Source organism: Streptosporangium sp. CA-135522, from assembly GCF_050949235.1.
Classification (GTDB): Bacteria; Actinomycetota; Actinomycetes; order Streptosporangiales; family Streptosporangiaceae; genus Streptosporangium.
Genome location: NZ_CP192026.1, coordinates 4,776,110 through 4,800,868 on the forward strand (window position 1 = coordinate 4,776,110; position 24,759 = coordinate 4,800,868).

27 protein-coding genes and 1 pseudogene are annotated in these 24,759 nt (G+C 68.4%); 14 read left to right on the forward strand and 14 right to left on the reverse strand.

The window, feature by feature from the left end; all coding sequences use genetic code 11:
• Positions 1-106: 106 nt before the first annotated feature.
• Positions 107-838, forward strand: coding sequence for a hypothetical protein (locus ACQPYK_RS22235; RefSeq protein ID WP_433258033.1), 732 nt, complete (start codon positions 107-109; stop codon positions 836-838).
• Between the two features lie 241 nt (positions 839-1,079).
• Here the strand turns inward: ACQPYK_RS22235 and ACQPYK_RS22240 are convergent, their stop codons facing one another.
• Positions 1,080-1,727: a hypothetical protein gene (locus ACQPYK_RS22240; protein WP_433258034.1), complete on the reverse strand. Its 648-nt coding sequence runs from the start codon at positions 1,725-1,727 to the stop codon at positions 1,080-1,082.
• Positions 1,728-2,014: 287 nt separating this feature from the next.
• On the opposite strand from ACQPYK_RS22240, the gene ACQPYK_RS22245 reads away from it, so the two are divergent.
• Positions 2,015-2,242, forward strand: coding sequence for a hypothetical protein (locus tag ACQPYK_RS22245; protein WP_433258035.1), 228 nt, complete (start codon positions 2,015-2,017; stop codon positions 2,240-2,242).
• 64 nt (positions 2,243-2,306) lie between these two features.
• Here ACQPYK_RS22245 and ACQPYK_RS22250 read toward each other — a convergent pair whose 3' ends face one another.
• The 3 genes from ACQPYK_RS22250 to ACQPYK_RS22260 all read right to left on the reverse strand — a co-directional run bounded on the left by ACQPYK_RS22250 (position 2,307) and on the right by ACQPYK_RS22260 (position 4,590).
• Positions 2,307-3,173, reverse strand: a complete 867-nt coding sequence (locus ACQPYK_RS22250; RefSeq protein WP_433258036.1) for a TIGR03620 family F420-dependent LLM class oxidoreductase — start codon at positions 3,171-3,173, stop codon at positions 2,307-2,309.
• Positions 3,170-3,376: an NmrA family NAD(P)-binding protein gene (locus ACQPYK_RS22255; RefSeq protein WP_433258037.1), complete on the reverse strand. Its 207-nt coding sequence runs from the start codon at positions 3,374-3,376 to the stop codon at positions 3,170-3,172. Before ACQPYK_RS22255 ends, ACQPYK_RS22250 begins: the two co-directional genes overlap by 4 nt.
• Before the next feature lie 416 nt (positions 3,377-3,792).
• The gene (locus ACQPYK_RS22260; protein WP_433258039.1) at positions 3,793-4,590 is read right to left on the reverse strand and encodes an IS5 family transposase; all 798 of its coding nucleotides are present in this window, start codon (positions 4,588-4,590) and stop codon (positions 3,793-3,795) included.
• 238 nt (positions 4,591-4,828) lie between these two features.
• On the opposite strand from ACQPYK_RS22260, the gene ACQPYK_RS22265 reads away from it, so the two are divergent.
• On the forward strand, positions 4,829-6,172 hold the full coding sequence (locus ACQPYK_RS22265; RefSeq protein WP_433258040.1) for a glycosyl hydrolase family 28-related protein: 1,344 nt from the start codon (positions 4,829-4,831) through the stop codon (positions 6,170-6,172).
• Here ACQPYK_RS22265 and ACQPYK_RS22270 read toward each other — a convergent pair.
• The 3 genes from ACQPYK_RS22270 to ACQPYK_RS22280 form a co-directional block, all read right to left on the reverse strand.
• The gene (locus ACQPYK_RS22270; RefSeq protein ID WP_433258041.1) at positions 6,169-6,519 is read right to left on the reverse strand and encodes a transposase; all 351 of its coding nucleotides are present in this window, start codon (positions 6,517-6,519) and stop codon (positions 6,169-6,171) included. The two genes, ACQPYK_RS22265 and ACQPYK_RS22270, sit on opposite strands and share 4 nt — an antisense overlap.
• 350 nt (positions 6,520-6,869) lie before the next feature.
• Positions 6,870-7,442, reverse strand: a complete 573-nt coding sequence (locus ACQPYK_RS22275; protein ID WP_433258043.1) for a DUF4328 domain-containing protein — start codon at positions 7,440-7,442, stop codon at positions 6,870-6,872.
• 102 nt (positions 7,443-7,544) lie between these two features.
• Positions 7,545-8,048 carry an NUDIX domain-containing protein gene (locus ACQPYK_RS22280; protein WP_433258045.1) on the reverse strand — a complete coding sequence of 168 codons (504 nt, stop codon included), beginning with the start codon at positions 8,046-8,048 and terminating at the stop codon, positions 7,545-7,547.
• A 385-nt stretch (positions 8,049-8,433) separates the two neighbouring features.
• Between ACQPYK_RS22280 and ACQPYK_RS22285 the strand changes: the two genes are divergently transcribed.
• Both ACQPYK_RS22285 and ACQPYK_RS22290 read left to right on the forward strand, forming a co-directional pair.
• Positions 8,434-9,975: a glycosyl hydrolase family 18 protein gene (locus ACQPYK_RS22285; RefSeq protein ID WP_433258046.1), complete on the forward strand. Its 1,542-nt coding sequence runs from the start codon at positions 8,434-8,436 to the stop codon at positions 9,973-9,975.
• Positions 9,976-10,583: 608 nt separating this feature from the next.
• Complete coding sequence (locus tag ACQPYK_RS22290; protein WP_433258048.1) at positions 10,584-11,243, forward strand: rhomboid family intramembrane serine protease; 660 nt, start codon at positions 10,584-10,586, stop codon at positions 11,241-11,243.
• 195 nt (positions 11,244-11,438) lie between these two features.
• Here ACQPYK_RS22290 and ACQPYK_RS22295 read toward each other — a convergent pair whose 3' ends face one another.
• Both ACQPYK_RS22295 and ACQPYK_RS22300 read right to left on the reverse strand, forming a co-directional pair.
• On the reverse strand, positions 11,439-11,855 hold the full coding sequence (locus ACQPYK_RS22295) for a hypothetical protein (RefSeq protein WP_433258049.1): 417 nt from the start codon (positions 11,853-11,855) through the stop codon (positions 11,439-11,441).
• A gap of 336 nt (positions 11,856-12,191) precedes the next feature.
• Entirely contained in the window at positions 12,192-13,199 is a 1,008-nt protein-coding gene (locus ACQPYK_RS22300; protein WP_433258050.1) for a helix-turn-helix transcriptional regulator, read from the reverse strand.
• A 62-nt stretch (positions 13,200-13,261) separates the two neighbouring features.
• Here ACQPYK_RS22300 and ACQPYK_RS22305 point away from each other — a divergent pair, with 62 nt between their 5' ends.
• The 4 genes from ACQPYK_RS22305 to ACQPYK_RS22320 all read left to right on the forward strand — a co-directional run bounded on the left by ACQPYK_RS22305 (position 13,262) and on the right by ACQPYK_RS22320 (position 15,597).
• Complete coding sequence (locus tag ACQPYK_RS22305) at positions 13,262-13,879, forward strand: DinB family protein (RefSeq protein WP_433258052.1); 618 nt, start codon at positions 13,262-13,264, stop codon at positions 13,877-13,879.
• A gap of 212 nt (positions 13,880-14,091) precedes the next feature.
• The gene (locus ACQPYK_RS22310; RefSeq protein WP_433258053.1) at positions 14,092-14,256 is read left to right on the forward strand and encodes an aldo/keto reductase; all 165 of its coding nucleotides are present in this window, start codon (positions 14,092-14,094) and stop codon (positions 14,254-14,256) included.
• 4 nt (positions 14,257-14,260) lie between these two features.
• Positions 14,261-15,361 (forward strand): winged helix DNA-binding domain-containing protein, encoded by a 1,101-nt coding sequence (locus ACQPYK_RS22315; RefSeq protein WP_433258055.1) that lies wholly within the window; start codon positions 14,261-14,263, stop codon positions 15,359-15,361.
• 38 nt (positions 15,362-15,399) lie between these two features.
• Positions 15,400-15,597, forward strand: a complete 198-nt coding sequence (locus ACQPYK_RS22320) for a DUF4158 domain-containing protein (RefSeq protein WP_433258057.1) — start codon at positions 15,400-15,402, stop codon at positions 15,595-15,597.
• Between the two features lie 76 nt (positions 15,598-15,673).
• Here the strand turns inward: ACQPYK_RS22320 and ACQPYK_RS22325 are convergent, their stop codons facing one another.
• Both ACQPYK_RS22325 and ACQPYK_RS22330 read right to left on the reverse strand, forming a co-directional pair.
• Positions 15,674-16,432: a MerR family transcriptional regulator gene (locus ACQPYK_RS22325; protein WP_433258060.1), complete on the reverse strand. Its 759-nt coding sequence runs from the start codon at positions 16,430-16,432 to the stop codon at positions 15,674-15,676.
• A gap of 74 nt (positions 16,433-16,506) precedes the next feature.
• On the reverse strand, positions 16,507-17,394 hold the full coding sequence (locus tag ACQPYK_RS22330) for a DUF2268 domain-containing protein (RefSeq protein ID WP_433258061.1): 888 nt from the start codon (positions 17,392-17,394) through the stop codon (positions 16,507-16,509).
• 508 nt (positions 17,395-17,902) lie between these two features.
• On the opposite strand from ACQPYK_RS22330, the gene ACQPYK_RS22335 reads away from it, so the two are divergent.
• The 4 genes and pseudogenes from ACQPYK_RS22335 to ACQPYK_RS22350 all read left to right on the forward strand — a co-directional run bounded on the left by ACQPYK_RS22335 (position 17,903) and on the right by ACQPYK_RS22350 (position 21,996).
• On the forward strand, positions 17,903-18,529 hold the full coding sequence (locus tag ACQPYK_RS22335; protein WP_433258062.1) for a TetR/AcrR family transcriptional regulator: 627 nt from the start codon (positions 17,903-17,905) through the stop codon (positions 18,527-18,529).
• Positions 18,526-19,417: pseudogene (locus tag ACQPYK_RS22340) on the forward strand (ABC transporter ATP-binding protein). The gene ACQPYK_RS22335 and the pseudogene ACQPYK_RS22340 overlap by 4 nt, the downstream one beginning before the upstream one ends.
• Positions 19,414-20,985, forward strand: a complete 1,572-nt coding sequence (locus ACQPYK_RS22345) for an ABC transporter permease (RefSeq protein ID WP_433258063.1) — start codon at positions 19,414-19,416, stop codon at positions 20,983-20,985. Before ACQPYK_RS22340 ends, ACQPYK_RS22345 begins: the two are co-directional and overlap by 4 nt.
• Positions 20,986-21,210: 225 nt before the next feature.
• Positions 21,211-21,996: an alpha/beta fold hydrolase gene (locus ACQPYK_RS22350; protein ID WP_433258064.1), complete on the forward strand. Its 786-nt coding sequence runs from the start codon at positions 21,211-21,213 to the stop codon at positions 21,994-21,996.
• A gap of 56 nt (positions 21,997-22,052) precedes the next feature.
• On the opposite strand, the gene ACQPYK_RS22355 is transcribed toward ACQPYK_RS22350, so the two are convergent.
• Positions 22,053-22,922, reverse strand: a complete 870-nt coding sequence (locus tag ACQPYK_RS22355; RefSeq protein WP_433258066.1) for a PhzF family phenazine biosynthesis protein — start codon at positions 22,920-22,922, stop codon at positions 22,053-22,055.
• Positions 22,923-23,079: 157 nt separating this feature from the next.
• Here ACQPYK_RS22355 and ACQPYK_RS22360 point away from each other — a divergent pair, with 157 nt between their 5' ends.
• Positions 23,080-23,427: a winged helix-turn-helix transcriptional regulator gene (locus ACQPYK_RS22360; protein ID WP_433258068.1), complete on the forward strand. Its 348-nt coding sequence runs from the start codon at positions 23,080-23,082 to the stop codon at positions 23,425-23,427.
• 4 nt (positions 23,428-23,431) lie between these two features.
• Here ACQPYK_RS22360 and ACQPYK_RS22365 read toward each other — a convergent pair whose 3' ends face one another.
• Together ACQPYK_RS22365 and ACQPYK_RS22370 are read right to left on the reverse strand one after the other, a co-directional pair.
• Complete coding sequence (locus ACQPYK_RS22365) at positions 23,432-23,554, reverse strand: hypothetical protein (RefSeq protein ID WP_433258070.1); 123 nt, start codon at positions 23,552-23,554, stop codon at positions 23,432-23,434.
• Positions 23,555-23,632: 78 nt separating this feature from the next.
• Complete coding sequence (locus ACQPYK_RS22370) at positions 23,633-24,646, reverse strand: saccharopine dehydrogenase NADP-binding domain-containing protein (protein ID WP_433258071.1); 1,014 nt, start codon at positions 24,644-24,646, stop codon at positions 23,633-23,635.
• Between the last annotated feature and the right edge of the window lie 113 nt (positions 24,647-24,759).

Here is a 24,759-nt window from a genome sequence, read left to right on the forward strand (position 1 = left end):
CGGCAAGCGCCGATCGAGTGGCAGGCAAGCGGGCGGAGGTATCACTGAGTCACAAGGACCCGGAGGAAACGGCCGGATCGACAGCATCCGCACTCAGGAGCACAGCATGGACAGCACCCTGAACCGCACCGTGAAGCGCGCCTCCCTCGGCCTGGCCGTTCTTGCCGTCGCCGGCTTCGCCGTGACCGTTCCCGCCGACGCCGCCACGGCCGACGCCCCCGGCCCGGACACCTGCGTGCAGGGCTTCGTCTGGCGGGAGGCCCGGCCGAGTGACCTCGTCTGCGTCACCCCCGCCATCCGGGACCAGACCACCCATGACAACAACGTGAAGTACACACGCTGGGTCTCCGGCCCGTACGGCCCGCACACTTGCTCCACCGGCTTCGTGTGGCGCGAGGCCTTCGTCGGCGACGACGTCTGCGTCACTCCGGCCGTCCGTTCCCAGGCGCGCGCCGACAACGCCCAGGCCGCCGGTCGCAAGGTGACGGCAAGGCTGTGGATCAGCACCTACAGGGTCAAGCCGCATGACAACGGTGATGGCACCGCCACCAGCACCTCGACCGACGACATCGCGAGGCTGAAGCTCAACGGCAGCCACTACAACATCGGCCAGGTGAAGCTCTACATCCGCTACACCACCGGCCGCGTGTACTGGAGCGGAACCGTCAACGCCTCCGCCCACTCCGGATACGCCGCCGGCAGCTGGGGCAAGGAGACCGGCAAGTTCGACTGCTCGGCGCCCGGCAAGCCCGCCAACGCCTACGCCCAGGCCTACGACGTGCTCTCCGGCCGCTGGTCGGCCCGCGTCCCGGTCCGGGTCGGCTGCGCCGTACTCTGACCCCTTCCCAGGGGCCGGCCCGCGTGGCGGGATCGGTCCTCGGCTCTGTCCAGTGGCTTCGCGCACATCTGCGCACCGGTCACTCGCGGTACTCGCCGGTGTAGGCCGCGGCCAACCTGTCCGGCCACCGGCTGGGCCGCCACATCCCGCCGCGGACGAGGGAGCGGCGGACAGAAGCGGTGGACAGAGGCGGTGGACCGGGCGGGGCGCGCCGAAGAGCGGGCCCCGCTCCGGTGGCGGATCAGAGCTGGCCGCTCTCGATGGCCTGCTTGAGGGCCGCCTGCGTCGCCTGGTGGGAGGCGACGCCGTTCGTGACGACGAAGTCGATCAGCGAGTTGTCCGCGTCGAAGGTGAGTTGCTCGGTGACTCTGGTCTTCCCGCCGTCCAGCTCCTCGAAGAGGATCTTCTGGTGCGTGACGACACCGGGCAGCGACCAGGTGTCCGTCTCGTACCTGAGGGCGGCGTGGTCGATGCGCTGTTGCGCGTGCGTCTTGCTGGTGACGATCGCGCCCTCGTACGGGATCTCCTCGATGGCCGTGAAGTCGATGTAGCGTATGCCGGCCTGGAGCCGGTCGTTGTGGGTGACGACGCGCTTGAGGAACGAATGCATGCCGATGTGGTTGTTGATGTTCGAGTATTTGCCGAACACGTGCTCGACCGGGGCGTCGATCTCGATCGAGATCTTGGCCTTCTCCCTGCTCAGCCCCGAGTCCGGAAGGGGAGGGGGTGCGGAGTCGTAGAACCTGTGGTCGTCCCACGCGGCCTGCCACTCGACGGCGAGTTCGGCGTCGCTCTGGGAGGTGTCGGCACGTGCGGGGCCGGAGAAGGCGGTGAGAAGGAACGTCGCGGCGAACAGCTGGGCCGCGAGAAGACGAAGGAGTTTCTTCACGTATACCTCAAGACGAGACAGTAGGTGCGAATGATCTTCTATCGCATCTGAAGGTGTTTTAGAACACTTCGCGCCTAAGATCGACCGGGAAGTAGGGGCGTCCTGGAGACCACCGGCCTCGGCTCCCTACCGGGTGGCGCTGCGGCTGTCACTCGCTGGTGCAGGAGACACCGTCGAGGGCGAAGTTCGCCGGGGCGATTTCCCGGACGTTCTCGGTGAGGCACTTGCGGTTGAACCGGTGGCATCCCTGTCGAGATCGCGACGGGACCGGGGGCCCACCAGTGCGTATGACGCCTCTGCGACACGCTCGCACCGGCTGCCGTTTCGGCCCCACTTCGGCCGATGCGTATCAGGGCAGGGAGGTGGGGACGCTGGTCTCGCCGCTCATCACGGAGCTCGCACGGCGGCTCGGCAGGACGAGGATCATGCGGATGCCGCCCCGGCTGGAGCCGGTCTCCACGCTGGTGGCCCAGGCAGCCCGGGTGCTGGTCGAGCAGGCGGACCTGGTGGAGTAGGCGGGCGTCGGATCTGGATGTGGCGGCGTTGTCTCTGGTCGGCCTCGCTCGGAGAGCTCTCCGCTCATAACAGCCGTGCGGCGAGCTCTTCCCATTGACGCAGGGGCGGCTTGTCCGGTGTAGCGGTGAGCACGTGAAGGCTGACGTGATCTGCACCGGCGTCAAGATGCTCACCAATCCGCCGGACGATGTCGTCAGGGCCGCCGGTGACCACCAGCGCTTCGACCAGCCGGTCGTCGAGGGACTCGGCGTTATCGAATCCCAGGTCGCGCAGCAGCCCGATCCGGTTGGGCAGGGCGGCGGCCGCATGGGCGCGGGCCAGCTCGGCCGCGCGGGAGCGGGATGGGTCCAGGACGACAAGCTGGGTGACCGCGAGCAGCGCCTGCGGCCCGAGCAGGCTTCTGGAGCGGCGGGTGTGCTCGATCGGCATGCCCAAAGGGTGGGCGCCCCACGAGCGTTCGGCGGCGAGCTTGAGCATCTTCGGGCCCAGCGCGGCCAGGACCCGGGGCGGCGCGGGGATCGGCGGGCCGAACGAGGCGGCGTCCATCGCGTCCAGGTAGCCGCGCATGGTCGCCAACGGCGGGCCGAAGCGGTGGCCACGCATGTCGGTGACCAGGGCGGGATGGCTGACGCCGAGGCCGAGCAGGAACCGCCCGGGGAACGCCTCCGCAAGGGTGCGCTGCGCCGCTGCGGCGCTGATCGCGTCGCGGGCGTAGATGCTGGCGGTGCCGGTGGCGATGACGGTCTGCCGGGTGGCCGACAGCAGCAGGGCGCTCTGGGCCATGGCCTCGCGGCCGGTCGTTTCGGGAAACCACAGGGCCGGATAGCCGAGGTCCTCGATGGCCGCGGCTGCCTGGCGCAGGACGGGTGCGGGATAGCGGTCCATCTCGCCCGCCCAGATGCCGATCCGTCCGAGGGCGGGCGTGCTCATCGGTCCTGCTCGGCGGTGTCTCGGGCGGCGACGTCATCCATCTCGGCGCTGAGGAGTTGTGCGCCCGCCTGCGACAGCGTTCGGGCCGCCGGGGCGTTCGGATCGCGCGTCACCGCTCGTATCCGCCAGTCGTCGGCGAGCAGATGCGCCGTCACGGCCCGGCCCTGCAGACCGGTCGCCCCCACCACCACGATGGTCTTCACGATGTGTCTCCACTCGGTAGGCATGCGGAGGCCATCCGCCTAACTGGGGTGGCCCTCTGTTTCTGGTTGAGTACGATATGGAGGGCCACCCCGTTTTTGCAAGCCGGTCGGAGATCACAGTGGGATCATCGGGCCGCCGAGCAGGTGCGTATCCCTGTGAAGGTGGAAAGGCTCCGCTGAGCTGTGATCAAGCGACCTGTCGGTGGCGTGAGCTGTGACTTTTCCGGCCCACAGGTGAGAGGGCAGGTCATGAGCGTGAGGGCGGCCCATTGTTGCCCACCGTCGGTTCGGCGAGCCTGGCGTCTCGCTTGGTGTCTCAGTGGATCTCGGTGCCCTCGTTGTCGTAGACGAAGGAGATCTTGGAGTGACACCATCGATGCAGGCGGCGCTCTAAGCGCCCGTGTACAAACTGATCGTCAGGTCGATTTGGGAGATGCGGATCGTGCGAGTCGTCGCCCCATGAGGATGATCATCGCCCACAAGGCCATGGCCTCGTGATGCTCGGATAACCGCTCATAGTCCCGCACGCACCGCCTGCGCTGGGAGATCCACGACAGCGTCCTCTCCACCACCCACCTGCGAGGAAGGACGGCGAAGCCGCTGACATCGTCACTGCGCTTGACGATCTCCAGAGTGAGCCGGACGTGCTTTTGGGCCCAGGTCACGAGCTTGCCGGCGTAGGCGCTGTCGGCCCAGATCAGCGCGATCCGCTCGTATCGGTCGCGCAGACGCGCCAGCGCGGGCTTGACGCCGTCGCGGTCCTGGACGCTGGCGGCGGTGACGACGACCGGCAGCAGCAGGCCCAGGGTGTCCACGATGACGTGCCGCTTGGTGCCCTGTACCTTCTTGGCCGCGTCATATCCGCGCGAGCCGGCGGCGACGGTCTCGGCGGCCCGCAGTGACTGCGAATCGATGATCCCCGCGCTGGGCTCCGGCTCGCGACCGTCGGCTATCCGGGCCTGTTCGCGCAATTCATTGTGGAGAGCATAGAGATCACCGTCCTGCCACCAGCGAGTGAAGATCGCATGGACGGTGCGCCAGGGCACCAGGAAGTCGGCGGGCAGATTGCGCCACTTGCAGCCGTTGTCGACCACGTACCGGATGGCATCCATGATCCGGCGACGGCAGTACTTCTCGGGTCGTCCGCCGTTGCCGTGTAACCAGGCCGACCAGGGCATCAACGGCTTGATGACCTGCCATTCGGCGTCACTCATGTCGGTGGTGTAGCGGGGCTGCCGGGTCGGGTGATCGACTCCGCGGCCGTAGCGGCAGGCCACGCATGAGCAGGCAGTTTCTTCGTTATGGGAGACACTCGGCAAGCCGTGCGCTGGGCCGAAGCGGGGGCGCCCGCGAGCTCTTTCCGGCCTGTTCCTATCGACAAAGGGTGAAACAGCCCCAAATCCCTTCGGAACTGGTTGAATCCAAAGATCAATCTACTGAGAGGAACGTGCTGTGATTGATCCGAGGAACCCAGGTGTGCGCCGCCGGGCGTTGTGGGGAACCGCCGTGGGGCTGGCGGGTGCCGCCGCGCTCGCGGGAGCATCGCCCGCCGCGGCGGCTGATGGTTCGCTGGACTGGTTCGACGTGAAGGGGCACGGCGCGGTGGGCGATGGATTCGCCGACGACACTGCGGCGGTTCAGGATGCCATCAACGCAGCGGTGACGGCGGGCGGCGGAACTGTGTATTTCCCCATAGGGAAGTACAAAGTCATCCCGACGGCCGATAGTCCGGCTCTGTCTGTCGGCGGCGACGGGGTCCGTCTGGTTGGCGCGAGCAGCAAGGCGTCCATGCTCGTCAAGGGGGCGGACGGCATCCTGCTGCGTATGTCCGGCTCCTCTGCCGACCCGACCGGGGCGACGCACCGCCGCTACTGCTCGATTGAGAACCTCGGCTTCAACGGCAACAGCAAGACCGGTCTGCTTCTCGAGCTTTACTACAACAACAATTCCTACTTCCGCGATGTGTTCATGTCGAGCAACAACGACACATGCATCGACGCCGTCGAGTTCTGGGATTCCCGCTTCTACAACCTGGTGATCGAATCGAGCACCGGCACGGCCGACAGCACCACTCAGCCCAACGTTTGGCTCCGCAACTCCTCGGCCACGAGCGGCTGGGGATACAGCGGCGACAACGTCAACCAGATCCATTTCATCGGCTGCCGCATGGAGGCCTTCGGTACAGGTGCGCTGTGGATCACCCAGGGTACTGCCAAGACCAACAACCCCAACGGGATCTACATAACGGACTGCAAGTTCGAGACCTCCAGGATGCAGGGCGGCCCGCATCTGAAGGTCGACGCCTCCTGCAAGCACGTCTATGCGACCAACATCTACGCCTTCGCGGGTGGTTTCGCCTCCGGGTATTCCACCGCGCAGAACATCATCGCCTGGGCGGGGAGCGCTGGTGCCCTGGAGAACGTTCTGATCGCCAACGGCTCCACCGCGACGGTCAATTCCGGCGTCGATCTGTACTCCGGCTCGGGTTCGACCGCCGTGTTGCGCAATGTGGTGGGGCTCTACACGACGAGGCCGACCGGCGTCCACGTCTATTACGAGGCCTCGAGCGCCGGCGACTTCTGGGTGGAGAACTGCTACGGGAACATCGGAGGCCAGTTCGGCGGCACCATTCCGGCTAAGTATCATCCGAACCCGCCGCTGCGTCTGGTCGCGGGCCCGGTCAGCGACTCTTCGTTCACGCGCCCCCCGGTCGACGGGACACTCGCGGTCGACTCGACCAACAACCGCCTCTATGTACGGGTAGGCGGCAGATGGCGGTCGACGGCGCTGAGCTAGGAGGCTGATGTTGAGGTGAGTATTTCCACGCGTGCGAGGTTGACCGCGGCGGCTAGGAGCGAGAAGTCGGCGGCGATCTTCTGCGTGCCGCGCATGCGGGCTTTGCGACCGCCGTGACGGCGTCGCATGAGGTGTGCGATCTTCCGCTCGACCTTGGGGCGGGTGGCACGACAGTGGATCAGCCACGCCGGATCGACGCTGCGAGCATGTCCCTTGGCCAGCTGTTCCTCATACGGACTGATCTTGATTTCGCGGCCGCCCTTGGCGGTGGTGCAGCGGCTCGCCAACGGGCAGCGGATTTCCTGATCGGGGACAACGGCGTCGGCAGCGGTGGCGTACAACGGCATGAGACCTTCCAGTGCGTCAGGGTTTGGATAACCGCTGTCGTTACCGGAAGGTCACTCTTCGTGGGAAGAATTCCCATGATCTCATCAGCTGCCACAACTGTCTCGACGATCAGTTTGTTCACAGGCACTAAGGAATTCTCGGGTCGTCGAGAGCCGGTTCGGTGGCTGGACGTGACCGCGAGAGTCCATCGGTGGCCTGATCTTCGGCGTGTCGCGGACGCCCTGGCTCTGGGGCGGTTTCAAGCCGCACCATGCGATGGCGGGGTTCCACGCATCCTGCGCGACCACTCACCCGGAGCGGCGTAGCCGGCTCACGGCTCCGCAGCGGCGAAGGCGGAGCCGTGAGCCGCTTAGGGGATCGGCACAGCCGGCAAGCGCCGCTGCTCCTGGAAGCCGGCGATCTTCATGACCACGATGGCGGCCAGGATGGCGCAGATCAGCGTGGGGGCGGCGAAACAGATCTCGGTGTTGGCTGTCAGCAGGTAGGAGTCAAGATCTTCGCCTCGGGCCGCGACCCGGTAGAAGAGCCGGGAGGCCCACATGGCGATCAGCCATGACAGCCACCACGCCCACACCAGCCCTGAGCGGCGGGCGCCGTGCAAAGGAGTGGGGTGCGGCGGGTTCAGGGAAGGATCACCCGGCTTCGAGGTCACCCAGATGTCGTCGATGACCTGCTTGGGAAACCACAGGTTTACGATCGGAACAATCCAGCCGAAAACAGCCCGGTTGGCATCCCTGCGATGAGGAATCGGGGTGATGGCTTCGGCGTTCGAACGGGCCCTGCGCAGCCAGGTCACAAAAATGATGCCGGTCAGGACATAGGAACAGGTTTGCGCTGTTCCAGAAAGCGCATACCAGGAGTCATTGGCCTCCACCGCCCCCATATCGACCGTGTCCGGCGTGTTAATGAGAGCGGAGATCAACTCAATGGGCGGGCAGTATTTCGGCCTATCGTCGTAAACGTCAACGAAATATCGCCCTATCGCGGATGACGGCAAGACTCATAAAGCAATCACGCGCCCGTGTCACCGCCTTGGGGAATGCCTTCGCCTGAAATATTCCGCCACGATCCGGGTGTGCAGAGGGAAAGCCAGCTCCTGCGGCCCGTCGATCAGCAACCACTCCGTCGTTTCGGCCGTCGGCACGACCGGGGGGAGGGCGTCCGAGTCGATCCGCGGCCCCGAGGCGAAGATCAGCACGCTCCCGTCGGGAGCACTGAGCACGTCGAACAGCCCTACGCTGTCCGCATCGACGACGACACCCGTCTCCTCGTGGAGCTCTCGGACGGCCGCCTGCTGCCAGGACTCGCCCATGTCGATGAAGCCGCCGGGCAGGGCGAGTTCGCCCCGGTGCGGTTCGATGTCACGGCGGACCACCAGCAGGCCGTCGTCCACCGGTAGCACCATCACCGCGACCGGCAGCGGGTTGAGGTAGCCGGTGTTCCCGCAGCCGGAGCAGGTCCGCGGCCACGCCTGGTCCACAGCAAAGGCCTTGCCGCAGAAGGAGCAGTGCGAGTTCTTGACCGTCACGCCTGTGAGAGTAGACCAGGGCGACGGTCCCCGGGGGCGGTGCCGGCCGCGGGCCCGGCGCCTGGCGGCTGAGCGCCCTGCCGGTACGCCTCTGAAAATGAGAAAGGCTGCGGAGTCCGGTCGGGCGACTGGCCCCTCGACCTCGCCCCGCCGACCGCCGCACCCATCACACACCTGGGTCTCGCACCCCGCTTCCTGCTCGCCCATGGGGAAGCGGAACGGCCTGGCGCACCGCGGCCGAGGCGCTCGCACCTGGGCCACCGTAGACAATTGATAGGTTTCTTTACAATAATGAGGTCTCGCGCACCCCCCATCATCGCGGCCTCCCATGCCCTGCGCCGCGCCCGCCAAAGCCCGGTCTCCGGGCTGGAGAAGGGTCATCCACATGACGCGAATACCGCGCCCGCTCGTGCTGGTCATCTCGTTACTGCTCGCGGCTTTAGGTGTCCTGGTCACCCAGACCTCGGCCCGCGCGGCCAACCTGCTCGCGAATCCGGGCTTCGAAACCGGCGCCCTGTCACCCTGGTCCTGCACCGGCGGGCTGGGATCCGTGGTCGCTTCCCCCATCCGCTCCGGGACGAAGGCGCTCGCCGGCGCCGCCGGCTCCTCCGACACCGCCCAGTGCAGCCAGTCCGTGTCGGTCCAGCCGAACACCGCCTACACGCTGACCGCCTGGGTCCGCGGCGGCTACGTGTATCTCGGCGTGAACGGCGGCGGCTCCACCTGGACCTCCTCGCCCTCGACGTACAGTCAGCTCACGGTCCCCTTCACCACCGCGGCCAACCAGACCACCGCCGTGGTCTACCTGCACGGCTGGTACGGCCAGGGCACGTACTACGCCGACGATGTCAGCTTCGACGGCCCCGGAACTCCTCCCACCTCCACCCCCACGGTCTCGCCCACCCCTACTCCCACGGTCTCGCCCACAGCCAGCCCCACTCCCACTCCCACACCGACGCCGACGGGTGACACGACGTGCCCGGTGAAGTCGAAGCCCTCAGAGAAGGTCCTGCAGGGTTACTGGGAGAACTGGGACGGCGCGGTCAACGGCGTGCACCCGCCCTTCGGCTGGACGCCGATCACCGACCCCCGCATTCGCCAGCACGGCTACAACGTGATCAACGCGGCGTTCCCGGTCATCCGCTCCGACGGCACCGTGCTGTGGGAAGACGGCATGGACGCCACCGTCAAGGTCGCCACCCCGACCGAGATGTGTCAGGCCAAAGCGGCGGGCGCGACGATCCTGATGTCCATCGGCGGTGCGACCGCCGGCATCGACCTCAGCTCCAGTGCCGTCGCCGACCGTTTCGTCGCCACCGTCGTGCCGATCTTGAAGAAGTACAACTTCGACGGCATCGACATCGACATCGAGACGGGCCTCACCGGCAGCGGCAACATCAGCCAGCTCTCCGCCTCCCAGGCCAACCTCATCCGCATCATCGACGGTGTCCTCGCCCAGATGCCGTCCAACTTCGGCCTGACCATGGCACCCGAGACGGCTTATGTCACCGGCGGCAGCGTGACCTACGGCTCGATCTGGGGCGCTTATCTGCCGATCATCAAGAAGTACGCGGACAACGGCCGCCTGTGGTGGCTGAACATGCAGTACTACAACGGCAGCATGTACGGCTGCGCCGGCGACTCCTACTCCGCCGGCACGGTGCAGGGCTTCGTCGCCCAGACCACCTGCCTGAACAACGGGCTGGTCATCCAGGGCACCACGATCAGGGTCCCCTACGACAAGCAGGTCCCCGGCCTGCCCGCCCAGCCCGGAGCCGGGGGCGGATACATGTCGCCCTCGCTGGTCTCCCAGAGCTGGAACAGCTTCAGTGGCAACCTCAAGGGACTGATGACCTGGTCCGTCAACTGGGACGGCTCGAAAGGCTGGACCTTCGGCGACAACGTCAAGGCGCTACAAGGCCGTTAGGGTGTGCCTTCAAAAAGATCTAGGTCGTACGAGGTCATGTCCGGGTGATTCGCCGTCGTGAACGGACCGGTCAGGAGCGGAGGATCCTCCAGGGGTTACTCCCGTCAGGGCCGTTGGGCCCTCTCAGGGAGGACGATCGCCGGATGCTGAACGGCATCGTGTGGAAGATCCGTCCCGGCAGTGCCTGGCGGAACGTGCTTGAGCGGTGTGGCTCCTGACGGTTGCCGTACACCCGAATTCATCGCTGGGCGCAGCATGGCACCTTCACCGCCATGCTGCGCACGGTGCAGGCCCATGCAAGGGAGCCGAGGCCCGGTGATCACACCATGTAGGGGCAGCGAGAGGGGTCCCAGAAGCGGGCCGATCGCTCCTGCGCCCGCCTGCGCGGGCCGGGGGAGGGCCGGGGGAGCGGGCCGACGCCCAGCTCAAGAGCCGGCGCATCCTGTCCAGGTTCCGCCGCGGCCCCGGCAAGGCCGACCACCTGTGCATGGCCATCGCCGCCCCTCGCGACCGTCGGCTCAGCCGAGGATGAACAAGGGTTTTATACTTGTGATCTTTTGTCCCGATACTGATCCGCGTACAAGACGCGGACAGTCAGGGGGAACCAGGTGGAGACCAAGGGCCGTACAGCCGAAATCACGATCGCTGAGGCCCGCAAGGCGTTCTGGGTGATGGTCGGGTTCATGGCCGTCATCTGGATGCTGCAGATCGCCAACTGGGCATCGGGCTACGCGCTGAGCTACCAGCACGGCGTGCAGGCGTGGAACCCCGCAAGCCTGCCCGACATCGCCTCAGCGCCGTTCCTGCACTGGAGCTGGGGACACATCGAGGCCAACTCGGGGCCGCTGTTCATCTTCGGCCTCCTGTCCGCCTACCGGGGTGTCGCCAAATTCTTGGGCGTGACGGGACTCATCATTCTGGTCAGCGGCCTCGGCGCCTGGTTCACCTCCAACCCGCAGAGCATCGGCGCGGGGGCGAGCGGCATCGTCTTCGGCTACTTCGGTTACGTACTGGTGCGCGGCGCATTCGACCGGCATCTGATCGACATCGTGGTAGGCGTGGTCATGGCCCTGTCCTTCGCCTATCAGTTCACCGGGCTGCTGCCCCGGGAGGGCATCGGCTGGCAGGCTCACCTGTTCGGCTTCCTCGCCGGCCTGCTGGGCGGCTGGTTGTTCCGCGACCGCAGACGCCCCCGGCCGGCCCCCGCCTCCCCACAGCAGGACCCCAAGGCTGCGCTGCTGAAGGAACTGGACGACCTGGGACTCTGACGGCCTGGGGCACCGGCCGGCGAGCATCGCTCAGGCCGGCGGAGATCGACTTCCAGGGCGGGCCGGGCACGGCGGAGCTGATGGCGGTGGCCGTTCGCTAACGGCTGCCCCCTGTTCCTCGGCCCTGACACCTGAGAGGCATGCCGGTGGTATGGCTCGCGCCGGGGCGCGAGCCGTACCGTCAGGGCGCGGTCCTCACGGAGAGCCACCACCGGTGAACGCCAGGTGGCGTCCGTCGTCGGACGGTATCAGGGACGCGTGCGGACCTAGTTGCTGCTCCGTCACCGTGATGGGAGCCGTCAGCTCCTTGCCGCCGTCTAGTTCGCGGACCTTGAACGTCTGCTCCTGGCGGCTGTGGTAGGCCATCATACGGCCGTCCCCGGTGATCGCCAGCGGGACATGGGCCTGCTCGCCGAACATGCCCAGCGCCTGAGGCACGTGCTCGGTGAGCAGGTGGGCCAGCTCGGGTGCGAGCGTGCGCAGGCGGCCCAGCGCGTGGTGGGTCTGGCTCTTGACCGTGCCGAGTGAGCAGCCCAGCAGATGGGCGGTCTCGCGTTCGGTCGACTGCTGGCGAGCGCGCACGAACTCATGGAAGCCGTCATAACGGTCCAATGTGATCTCCTCTCGCCCGTTACCAACGCACGCGAGAGGCTGGAAGGTTGGAACCCGCGCCCAGAATGTTGAGCGGCCGGCTCGGTCTTCGCCGCAGATGCCGCCGATACGACTCATGAGGATCACCGGAAGCGGATCGTACGTCTGATGCTCTCAGTCATATTTGCCGCGAAGAGTGAGCCTGCTCCGCTTTGAGCAGCTTGGGCGGCGAAACCGTCGTCGCTGAGCTGTCGGAGCTGACCGAGCGGGTACGGAGCACCGCCCGGCAACAGGCCGGCGGCAGTGGCGCCGGCCGTTCCTGGCCTTTGTCAGATCATGTGGTCGATGTGCGCTCGTTCATTGGATCGGGGGCGGCGCGTCGGTCGCGGCGTTGGCGTAGCGGCGGGCCAGGTGCGCGAAGGCGTCCTTGAGCTCGGCCGGGCCGACGACCTCGATGTCGGCGTCGAATCCGCCGATGATGGCGGCCAGGCCAGGCCATGACCACGAGCCCAGGACGAGCCGGCAGCGGTTCGGGCCGAGTTCCTCGACGACTCCGCCGCGGGCGTAGCGGGACACGGTGGCGGCGGGGAGGTCGAGGATCACCTCGCCGCGGCAGGGCCAGTCGCCAGAGCCTCCCGAGCCTCGGAACCTGCCGGCCACGAAGGCGGCCACCTCACCTCCGGGCAGCTCGCGCGGGGTGAAGCGGGGTCCTGTAGGGGTGCGCGGGGTGATCCGATCGGCGCGGAAGATGCGCCAGTCCTCGCGGTCGAGGTCCCAGGCGACGAGGTACCAGCGCCCGCCCCAGGTGACGAGGTGATGGGGCTGCACCCGACGCGGCGGGGTCTGCACGCCGTTGTCGTCCACTCCTGGTGGGGATGCGGGGGTGTAGTCGAAGCGCAGCACCTCGCGGGCGTGGACGGCGGCGCTGAGTGCCATGAGCAGGCTGCTGTCGACCTGTGGGTCCGGTCGGATCGCGGACCGCTCGACGGCGGTGACCTGGAGGGTGTCGATCCGGCGGCGCAGCCGTGCGGGCATGACCTGCCGGACGGTGTTCAGCGCGCGCGCCGCGGCTTCCTCGATGCCGGCACCAGTGGTGGTGGCGATCTGGAGTGCGATCGCCAAAGCGACGGCCTGCTCGTCATCGAACAGCAACGGGGGCAGCTCCGTGCCGGCGTCCAGCCGGTACCCACCGTCGGGGCCTTTGGTGGCCAGTATGGGATAGCCGAGCTCGCGCAGGCGGTCGACATCGCGGCGCACGGTGCGCGAGCTGACCTCCAGCCGCTCGGCCAGCAGCGCCCCCGGCCAGTCCCGGCGCGCCTGGAGCAGCGACAGCAACGCCAGCAGTCGCGCTGAGGTCTTCGGCATGACTCCAATACTGCCCTGAGAAGCGGTCAAATCCTGGCCGCTTCCCCTGCGACTGTTGCCTTGTGCCAGACAACGAGAACGACCGGAAGGACCCGACCACCGTGACCGCCACGACGACGCCCCCCGCAACTCTCGACGCCGAGCGGGCCGACCTGCTCGCCGAGCTCGCGACAGCGCGACTGGCCCTGATCAACACCACGCGCGGGCTCAGCGACGAGCAGGTCGGCGAGTGCCCGACGGTCAGCGCGCTGTGCCTGGGCGGGCTGATCAAGCACGTCGCGTCCGTCGAGGAAGGATGGATGCGGTTCGTGGTCGAGGGCCCGTCGGCGATGCGCTACGACCTGCCCGAGGGCGTCACCTGGGCCGACCTCACCGCCGGTACCGCATGCGAGTTCCCGCAGTGGGCGATCGACCATCAGAACGACTTCCGGATGCTGCCCGGCGAGACGCTGGCCGGGGTTGTCGAGCGCTATGAGCAGGTCGCCGCCCGGAGCGAGGAGATCATCGCCGCCGTCCCCGACCTGTCGGCGACGCACCCGATGCCGGAGGCGCCCTGGAACGAGGCGGGAGCGGTGCGCAGCGTGCGCCGGGTGCTGATGCATGTCATCGCCGAGACCGCCCAGCACGCCGGACACGCGGACATCCTGCGCGAAACGCTCGACGGGCAGACGTCGACCTGACCGGTGACGGATCTCGACCAGATCGGGTCACCGCCCCGACCCGGTGCTGCGCGCCGGACGCGGTGAACCAGGACCGGGCGGCGGCTGCCCGCCGGCCGCCCGGTCCTGACCTCAAAGCCCGCACGGAATCGAAGGGAACGGCGTCAGCGTGAAGATGCGCGAGCTGGGGCGGACCGGCATCCCGGGTCAGCCCCTACTACCTGGGCACCAGGATGGTGGGCCGGGCGGCGAACACCGCCCACGACGACTGCGTCCGGATCGTCCACCGGGCACCGGACGCGGGGATCGACTTCGTCGACACCGCCGACGTGTACTCCCGCGGGGAGTCGAAGGAGATCACACGCCGGCGATCGGCCGCCGAGCGAGCAGCGGCGTGAGGCGATGACCGTTCTGGACACCCGGGCGCTCAACCGCGCGACGCTGGCCCGTCAGTTGCTGCTCGAACACGCCGACGTGCCGGTCCGCGACGCCGTCGCGCACCTCGGCGGCCTGCAAGCGCAGGAACCGCAGGAACCGTTCGTCGGGCTCTGGTCGCGGCTACGCGCATTCGACCCGGCGGCGCTCTCGGATCTGCTGACCCGGCGGAGCGTGGTGCGGACCCACCTCATGCGCCGAACCGTTCACCTCCTCACCGCCGAGGACGCCCTGGCCTGGCGGGCCCGTCACGACACCATGCTGCGCCAGCGAGTACTCGGGAACTACCGCCGCGAGCTCGACGGGGTGGATCTCGACGAGCTCGCGGCTGCGGGCCGGGCGGTGATGGCCGACGGCGAGTCCCGCTCGATGACCGAGCTCGCGCGGGCGCTCGCTCAGCGCTGGCCGACGCCGGGACCGCGGGCACTGGGGGAGATGCTGATCGCCGCCCTCATCCCGATGGCGCAGCTGCCACCGCGCGGGCTGTGGCGCACGAGGGCAGGAGTGCGCAACGTGCTGCTCTCCTCCTGGCTGGGTCGCGAGATCGACCCGCCGGCCCCAGGGGTCGCCGATCCGGTCGGTCAGGTGCTGGTACGGCGCTATCTGGCCGCGTTCGGCCCCGCGGCCTTGGCCGACCTGCGCGCCTGGTGCGGCCTGGCCGGATTGCCGGCCGCTGTGGCCGCGATACGCGATGAGCTGGTGACCTTCCGCGACGGGCGAGGCCGCGAGCTGGTCGATCTCCCCGACGCGCCGCGCCCCGACCCCGACGTACCCGCCCCGGTGCGGTTCCTACCGGCGTTCGACAACGCTCTCCTCGGCTACCACGACCGCAGCCGGATCATCGACGATGCCCACCGCGGACTGTCGGTCGCCGGCGCTCGTGTTGTCCTGGTCGACGGCCGGGTCGCCGCGACCTGGAACGTTGAGGCAGGCACCGTGATCGTCACCCCGCTGCGCCGTTTCTCCCGAGCCGACCGCACCACCGTCGCCGAGCAGGGGCGGGAACTGGCGTCGTTCCTCTCCGACAACGAGAGCCACCGCGTACGGGTTGCCGCGTCTCCTGGGTGAGCGGCACACCGCGAGGTCCTTCCCCCGGTGGAGGGGAGGTGCGAAAGGATCTGGGGTTCATCGACGACCTGGGGCGTAGCGGTGGCCGGGGCCCGGCCGCGCGATTGGGCACGGCCGTACAGCTGTGCACGCTGCCGCGGCCGGGATACGTGCCGGACGAGATCTGGGCGGTGCCACAGGCGGCGGTTCAGCGGCCGGCGAACCCGCCGGCGGTGGGATCGGCGCCGCGGATCTGATGGAGGCCGTGGAGATCCTGAAAGAGGTGAACCGGGCCGGCGGCCGGAAGGTCCCGGCGCCTGCGACGGTAACGGGCTACATCCGTGTCCGTGCGTATTCGTGCAACGTGTCGCGGACGAATACCGCTCCCTCGGCGTTGTCATACGCGGTGGTGAAGCGGGGGTCATCGACGTACATGTGCCCCAGGCCTTTCACCATCTCGATCGAGCGCTCCCGGTCACCCTCGGCCGTCGGGGTGCCCGGGATCTGGCTCAGCCATTGGACGTGCCGAGCGGCCAGTGACTGAGCGTGTTCCGATGTCGGAGAAACCCCGGCCTTCGCTGCGGCGACCCATGCGGCGACGAGGTCTTCGGTGGCCTGCTTCCAGACCCGCTGCTGCTCAAGAGTCTTACCGTGCCACCAGTCGTTGCTCACTTGGAAGGCGTGCTCACCCCAGCGTGAGATCACCTCGTCCTTGTAGCGGTCGTTGAATCCCTCCAGCATCACATCCATACACGGTTCAGCGCCGGCCAGTACGGCCTCGAGCGTGTGACGCACGGCCCGGATCTGTTGCTCGATCCGGTCTCGTTCCCCTTCCAGCGCAGCGATGTGAGCCCGAAGTCCATCACGTTCGTCCACTTCCTCCGCCAGGACCTGGGCGATGGCCGGCAAACCCATTCCCAGCCGGCGCATCAGCAGGATCCGCTGCAGCCGGGCGACCGCGCCGAGGTCGTAGTAGCGGTATCCGTTCGGGCTCACGCGAGAGGGGGTCAAGAGCCCGATGTGGTCATAGTGACGCAGGGCGCGGCTTGTGATTCCAGCCCTGGTCGCGAGCTCCTGGATCGTCCACTCCATTGTTCTCCCCGTATGCTGCCTCCCGATCAAGTATTACCCGCCCTCAGCGGGTGGCCGCGCCAGGGCTCAGGCGATCAGCTCCCGCTGCCGAGCGCGGTAGCGATGATCTTCGAGCTGTCGGCGTGCAGGGCCTGCGCCGCGCTCTGCCCCGTCGCCGCCAGGTAGGCGTCGACCAGTCTGTTACCGGCGGCATACCCGGCCCCCATCGGCAATCCCACCGGGGCGACACCGAAGCGCTCCGCGCTGGGGTCGCCGTGCACCCAGGCCGTGAAGTTCTCCATGCCGGTCACATCGAGCCCGGAGACCACCTTGGCGAAGACCGCCTCGTCGTGCAGGTGTGGCACGCCGATGCGGGTGCAGCCGAGTTCGTCACCATAGATCTGGCGGGCGAACGCGTCGGCCAAACCTTCGGAGATCACATGCTCGCCGACTGTGACGGTCATCGGGTTCCACACGACTCCGCCCGGGCTATAACGCAGGTTGTGGTTGAGTTCGTGCACGGCGGTGGCCTCCAGCCGTTCCACGTTCTCGGGGAAGGGCCATAGCGTGATCACGATGTAGCCGGACATGCCGCCGTTCCCGGTCATTCCGAGGCTGGGACCGATGAAGTGGTCGTCAGCCGGGTCACCGAGCAGGAACAGCACGGTGATGTCCGGGACTTCCAGCCCCGGCGTCGCGGCCAACTGCACGGCGAGGGCATCATCGAGGGCGCGCTGCATCCGTTCCCAGGCCCCGGCTGTCGCCAGCGTCTCGAGCGCGGCAAGACAACGCTCCTCGTCGCGGTCGAGGGGAAACCCAGAGGCCTGCTGGTGCATGGCCACCAGGTCGACCTCGCCTGGGAAGTAGCGGTACATGTCTTTGACGGGCTCGAGCATCGAGCGCAGCAGATCGACGCGATTCGTGACCGGGGCCTGCAGGATCTTCTTCATGGCGGAGTAGGTGTCAAGAACGGTGATCGTCATGGCCCCGATGCTAGAAGTTGACGTAACGTCAAAGTCAACCGGACAAGTCACCCGACCTGATCAGCGCTGACCTGCGAAACGACAGCGATCCCCGTCGTATGCGCAACGGCCGGCTTCGGTCCACCTCCTCCTCGGCATCCGGCAGAGGGGAACCTGGCCGGGCATCTGGCCTGGGTCGATGGCCTGGGCGGCAGCGCGGTGTGGCTGCAGGAGGTGGCCGCCGGCAAGGTGAGCGGCTTCGCGGGCGAGGCGGCCGATGCCGATGCCGGGGTGCTGATGCGCCGCCATTTCGAGGCGGCCGTTCGACACCGTCGCCTTCTCCGTCCGGGAAGACATGAGCCAGCCGCGATTGGCGTTCGATGAGGATGCCGAACGGGCGCCCCGGTTCGGGGCGCGAGCGCGTGAGCTGTCGGCCCACCCTGGGCAAGCCATGCCCGGCAATGGCGGTCATATCGCATGAGGCTGGACACTTGCATGGCCCCCAATACATAGGTATAGCCTACTGGACATGCGACCAATATCTGAAGAGGATCTGACGGCGCGCGCCCGCATCCGCGATGTCGCGATGGCCCTGTTCGCCGAACAGGGAGTCAAGGCCACCACGATCCGCGGGATCGCCGAGGGGGCCGGCGTCTCGCCCGGCCTGGTGCAGCATCACTTCGGCACCAAGGAGGAGCTGAGACAGGCTTGCGACGCCTATGTCCTCAGTTATGTTCGCGAGCAGGTCAGCGCGGGCGTCACCGGACGCGAGCTGGAAAGGCCGGAATTCATCGAGACCGTTCATCGGACCGCGCCACCGCTGATGAAATATCTCGGCCGGGCGCTCGTGGACGGCTCTCCCGGTGCCGCCGCCATGTTCGACGAACTCGTGAGCGTGACGGAGGACAATCTGGCACGCGGCGACCACTCCGAGGCCGACCACCGCGCCCACGCGACCGTGCTGACGGCGATGAAGCTGGGCATCACCGTGCTGCACGAGCATGTCTCCCGTGCGCTCGGCACGGACCTTTACGCCCCGCAGGGCGCGCTGCGCGTAGGCAAGGCCCAGCTCGACCTGATCAGACCGGAATTCCTCGGCCGCGAACTGTTCGAGCAGGCGCGGACGGGCCTGGAGAAGGTCGAGGGACACCAGTGAACGCCGCAGTGCGCACGGACGGCCTGGTCAAGACCTTCGGCCAGACCAGGGCCCTGGACGGGCTCGACCTCACCGTCAAGACGGGCGAGGTGCACGGCTTCCTCGGCCCCAACGGCGCGGGCAAAACCACCACGATCCGTATCCTGCTGGGCCAGATGCGCGCCGACGGCGGCCGGGTCGAGTTGCTCGGGGGCGACCCCTGGCAGGACAACCACACAGCTGCACCGAAGACTTGCCTACGTGCCCGGTGACGTTACGCTGTGGCCGTCGCTGACCGGCGGCGAGGTCATCGACCTGCTGGGCAGGGTGCGCGGCGGCCTCGACCCCAGGCGGCGCGCCGAGCTGTTAGAACGCTTCGAGCTAGATCCGCGCAAGAAATGCCGCACCTACTCCAAGGGCAACCGGCAGAAGGTGGCGCTGGTGGCGGCTTTCGCCTCCGACGTGGAGCTGCTGATGCTCGACGAGCCGACCTCGGGCCTTGACCCGCTGATGGAGACGCTCTTCAACGAGTGCGTCCTGCAGGAGAAGCGCAGCGGCCGCACCGTGTTGCTGTCCAGCCATATCTTGTCGGAGGTTGAGGCGTTGTGCGACCGCGTGAGCATCATCCGCGCCGGCCGTACCGTCGAATCCGGCAGCCTGGCCGACCTGCGTCATCTCACCCGTACCTCGGTGACGGCCGAGCTGATCGGGCCCGCGCCCGGCCTGGCCGCGCTGTCCGGCGTGCACGACCTCGCCGTGGACGGCACCCGGCTACGCTGCCAGGTGGACGGCGACGCGCTCACACCGGTGCTCGCCGAGCTGGCCCGAGCCGGCGTGCGCACGCTCACCACCCAGCCGCCGACGCTGGAGGAGCTGTTCCTGCGCCACTACGAGGGAGCCGCACGATGACCGGCACCTGGACACTGATCCGGCTCATCATGCGCAGGGATCGCGTGCTGCTCCTGGTGTGGATCGCGATCAGCGCGGCGCTGCCGGCCGGCATCGCCTCCTCCACCACCACTCTGTACGCCGACCAGGCCGCGCGCGACTCCTTCACGGCGGCCTCCATGAGCAACCCCGCGCAGCTGGCCACCCGCGGCCCCATCTACGACGCGAGCGTCGGCGGCTTGACCGCCTGGACGCTCGGCTCGTCCCTCGCGCTGATCGGCGGGCTGATCAGCATCCTGGTGATGATCAGGCACACCAGGGGAGAGGAGGAGACCGGCCGACGGGAGCTGCTTTCCTCGGGCGTCGTCGGCCGCCACGCCCCGCTGGCCGCCGCACTCGCAGTCGTGCTCACCGCCAACCTGCTGCTGGGCCTGCTAGCGGTACCCGCCCTGGTCGGCAACGGTCTGCCCGCGAGCTCCTCCCTGCTGTTCGGGCTGTCCATCGCCGCGGGCGGCTGGGCGTTCGCGGCCGTGGCCGCCGTCACCGCGCAGCTCACTGCCGCGTCCGGTACGGCACGCGGCATCGCGATCGCCGCCGGCGCCCTGCTGTTCGCGCTGCGTTCGCTGGCAGACGCAGGCGGCATCGCATGGCTGGCGTGGCTGTCGCCGTTCGGCTGGGTCCGGCTGACCAAGCCCTACGCCGGCGACCAGTGGTGGGTGCTGGAGCTGGTCGCGGTGTTCGTCGCCGCTCTGGCCGCGGCCGCGTTCGCGCTGTCCACGCGGCGTGACATGGCAGGCGGCCTGGTTCCCGCTCGCCCCGGACCCGCCACCGGGGCGCTGTCGGGCTCGTTCGGCCTGGCCGCTCGCCTGCACCGGGACACGCTCGCGGGTTTCGCCATCGGCTTCGGCCTGATGGGCGCGCTGCTCGGTGTGGCGGCGCGCGGGCTGGACGCCCAGTTGGACACGCCACAGCTCCGGGAGCTGGCCGCGACCGTCGGCGGTGCCGACGCCCGAATCTCGGATGTGTTCTTCACCTTCGTGATGTACGTACTCAGCCAACTCGTCGCCGCAGCGGCGCTGGTGTCGGCGTTGCGGGCCCGTGGCGAGGAGGCGGCGGGCCGGGCGGAGCTGTTGCTGTCCTCCCCGGTCGGCCGGCTGCGCTGGGGGCTGAGCCACCTGATGTTCGCCATCGTGGGCCCCGCGCTGTTGCTGGCCGTGTTGGGTGCGGCGGCGGGACTTGGTTACGACGGCGACATGGTCCGCGTCACCGCGGCCACGCTGGCCTACCTCCCCGCCGTCTGGGTCATGATCGGGATCGCGACGCTGCTGTTCGGCGTGCTGCCCCGGCTGGCGGCCGCCGTGAGCTGGACCGTGCTCGGCCTCTTCCTGCTCGTGGACCTGCTGGCGGAGTTCAAGCTGGCCGGCGGATTCGTCCTGGACCTGTCGCCGTTCGTGCATGTACCGGCGATGCTGCTGGGCGGCGCCTCGTCACCGGTGATGCCGCTGCTTGGGCTGACTGTGGTGGCGGGGGCCTTGACTGCGGCGGGGCTGGCGTTCCTGCGTCGCCGCGACCTGGCGCCTTCTACCTGAAACCGTTCCTGACGCACCGGCTCAATCCTCATCCCAATCCGGCTCGTCAGGATTGCGCGGCTCCCGCATACCAGCCGGACCGAGGCCGGGCAGCGCGAAGCCGTAGGTCCCGATCACGTAGATGTCGTCCAGGCTGTGAACGACGTTGTCTCGGGCGCCGGTGGAGAAGGATCTCGACCGGGGCGGACGCGATGGCTCCAGTCCTGCCGTACGACAATAGGAGACGTGCCCTTTGCGACGACAAAGGACGGCGCGAAGCTGTCCTACCAGGTGAGCGGCGACGGATACCCGCTCATGCTGCTCCCCGGCCAGTCCAACAACCACCACTGGTGGGACAGCGTGCGGTCGGACTTCGAGGACGCCTACCGCACCATAACCTTCGACTACCGCGGCACCGGGGACAGCGACAAGCCCGACGAGCCCTACACGACGCGCGGCTTTGCCCTCGATGCGCTGGCCGTACTCGACGAGCTCGGCGTGGAGCGCGCGCACGTCTACGGCACCTCCATGGGCGGCCGGGTCGCCCAGTGGCTGGCCGCCGACCACTCGGAGCGGCTGGCGGCGCTCGTGTTGGGGTGCACGTCTCCCGGAGGCGCCCACGGGGTGGAGCGAAGTCAGGAGGTGCGCCGCTCGCTGGCCCTGCGTGAGCGGGCCGCCGCCGAGCGGGCGCTGCTCGAGCTGATGTACACCCCGGAGTGGCTCGCCACCCACCCCGGCCCGTATCGCACGATCGGCGATCCCGGTATGCCCGCCCACGCCCGCCGCCGCCATTTCGCCGCCAGCGCGAATCACGACAGTTGGGAGGCCCTTCCCGGTATCGTCGCGTCCACCCTCGTGATTCACGGCGCCGACGACGTCTTCAACCCAGCCGTCAACGCGCCGCTGCTGGCCGGCCGCATTCCTGGAGCGCGGCTGCACCTCATCCCGGGTGCGCGGCACGCCTACTTCGAGGAGTTCCGCGAGGTCGCCGGCCGGACGGTCCTCGATTTCCTTGCCGGCGTGGCCCGCTGAGGAATCGTGCCGGTCGTCCTGCCGTGGACACCGGCACGGGGATGACGCCTGCGGGGTCACGGCAGGCGGACGATGCGTGTGATCTCTGCGGCGCCGCCCAGCCGGACCAGCGGGCCCGCCTGACCGCGCCGGGTGGTGGCGGTGATCGTGGAGGGGGTGCGGAGAGAGTCGCCCATGTCGACGGCGAGGTCGGTGACGCCCTGACCAGCCAGATGTGCAGCGAGGCAGGCGGTGCTGTTGGCGTTGGCGATGTCCTCCGCGACACCGATCGATGGGGCGAACATGCGGGCCGCGACCCGTCCGGTGTGTGTCGGAGTGGAGTAGACGTAGCAGCCCAGGAGACCGAACCGGTCGCATGCGGCGCGGAGCCGTGCGAGATCCGGGACCAGCGCGGCCAGAGCGGAGCGCGTGGCGACGGGGATCAGCAGCCGCGGACGCCCCACCGCAGCGACGCGGGTGCCGGGGGCGAGCGCGTCGGAGGTGACGCCAAGCGCGCGCAGAATGAGGTCGCACTCGATCGCGGTGGGCTCGCGCAGGCTGACGGGCCCGGCGTCGAAGACGGCGTTGACCCGGTTGTTCTCCCGCGCGGCCCAGCCGGCGAAGGCGCGCCCCGGCGCGTGGAGGGTCGCCCGGTAGTCCTCGACCCCGGCGCGCTCGGAGAGGAAGGCCAGGGCGGCGAGGGTCCCGTGACCGCACGCGGGCAGCTCTCCCTCGGCGGTGAAGAAGCGCAGGGAAACCGTGGGATCTTCAGCTCGGCCGTGGTGGACGCGGACGAAGACCGCGTGAGAGGTTCCCATCAGGACCGGAATACGGCGGCGCTGGTCGTCGGTCAAGGGCGCTTCCTCCACGACCGCGGTGGGACTGCCGCCTCTGCCGTCGCGCAGGCACGCGTGGACGATCGCGACGGGCAGGCCGTACCCGCTCATCACCAGTCCCTTCCGTGAGATGCCGGGAAGGGAGTACCCCAGGGCTCCTCGGAGGGGGGATAGGGCGGGTTGAGCGGTTCGATGCGCGACATTCGATCCTCTGCTTCGATTTTCGAACCACTATGCTGCTTTGAAAAGCGAAGCGCAAGGAGGCGACATGGAAGCCAGAGCGCCTCGGCCGGGCACGCCGGTACGGGGATCGGAGTCGGGCCGCCCGGTCATGGCCGTCCTCGACCTGCTCGGGCGGCGCTGGACGATGCGCATCCTGTGGGAGCTGAGCCAGGCCCCGGCCGGCTTCCGCGAGCTGCAGCGCCGATGCGAGCGCATGTCCTCCAGCGTGCTCAGCACCCGGCTCGACGAGCTGACAGGCTCCCGGCTGATCACCTCGCACGACGGCGGCTACCGCCTCACCCGGCTCGGCGAGGACCTCGTCGAGGCGCTCGGGCCGCTGAACGCCTGGAGCCGGCGATGGGCGGGGGAGACGGGCAGCGGCACTGCGGAATGACCGCTCATCGGCCAGAACGGACGACGACGGCCAAAGCCGCGGCGGCGAGCGGGAAGAGCGCGGCGACCGCCGGCGCGCCGTACAGGCTCATCGCCTGCGACAACGTCCCGGTGACGGCCGAGCCCACCCCGCCACCCAGGAAGTCGGGTCGATCCCAAGATCAAATATTCGTGGTGCCGGGACAGCCGCACAAGCGCGTGGCCGGTCAGTGCGGAAGCTCGACCGACAGGTGCGGGGCCAGCGCCCGAAGGAAGGCCGGCGCGTCGAACATCGCACCGGCCGAGGCCAGGCCCGTCGTCCGCGTGTGCCCGGCCAGGATTCGCTGGACGGCCTCCACCGCCAGTGGTGCGGTGATCGCGTAGATGTCCTGGCCGCGGGCCGTGGCGCGTCGCTCGACGTCACCTGCGCGGACCAGGACGTCGACGACGAAGGTCTGGTCCGACCGCCCCAGATCGTCGACCGGCGCCGGCGCCGGCGTGTCCTCCTCGGCCAGATCCCTCGCGGCTTCGACGGTCATGTAGGTGCGGACTTCAGGCACGGCCAAGTGGCTGGGAACGGTGACGACATCGGCCATGGTGAACTCCGCGATCACCGCTCGCCGGCCCAGCGGCTCCGGAAAGAGCCAGTCCTGCTCTGATGCCTTGTCGTCGTGGTACTGCAGCGCGCCGTCCCTGAACCGCACCCGACGGCCCGCGCGGCGCTGATGGGACACCTGACCGGCCACCCGGGTGCCCGCTGTGGGATGCCAGCTGCTCAACCCGTACGCGACGTGCGCCACATCCGCGGCAGTCCACTCTCCCATCGCCGCGGTCACCAACAGGTCGCCCAGTCCGCCGTAGAAAGCCATCGCCGGCACCACGGGTGTGCCTGTCTTTCGGGCTGCCTCCGCATGGTCGGCGAACATCGCAGCATTCGCCTCGATCTCCGCCGCGACGTCGACGTACGGGATTCCCGCGCGCAAGGCCGCCTCGACGACCGGGCCTGCCGTCACCGCGAACGGTCCGGCGCAGTTGATGACAGCCGCCGCGCCGGCGAGGGCCCGGTCCAGTGAGCTCGCGTCGTCGACGGTGGCCGGCCGCACGACCACATCCGCCCACTCGGCCGCCAGCGCCTCCAGCCGAGCTGCGTCACGGCCGGAGATGACAGTGGCGAAGCCACGCCTTCGTAGTTCGGCGACGATGAAGCGACCGGTGTGCCCTGTCGCCCCGTAAACCACCACTGCAGCCGTCGTGCCCATTGTTCCCCGCTCTCGATGTTCTGATGAATCCATTCTCGCCGCAGGCGAGACACGACCGTGATGGTCTGAAACGACATCATGCGTACACTTTCGGA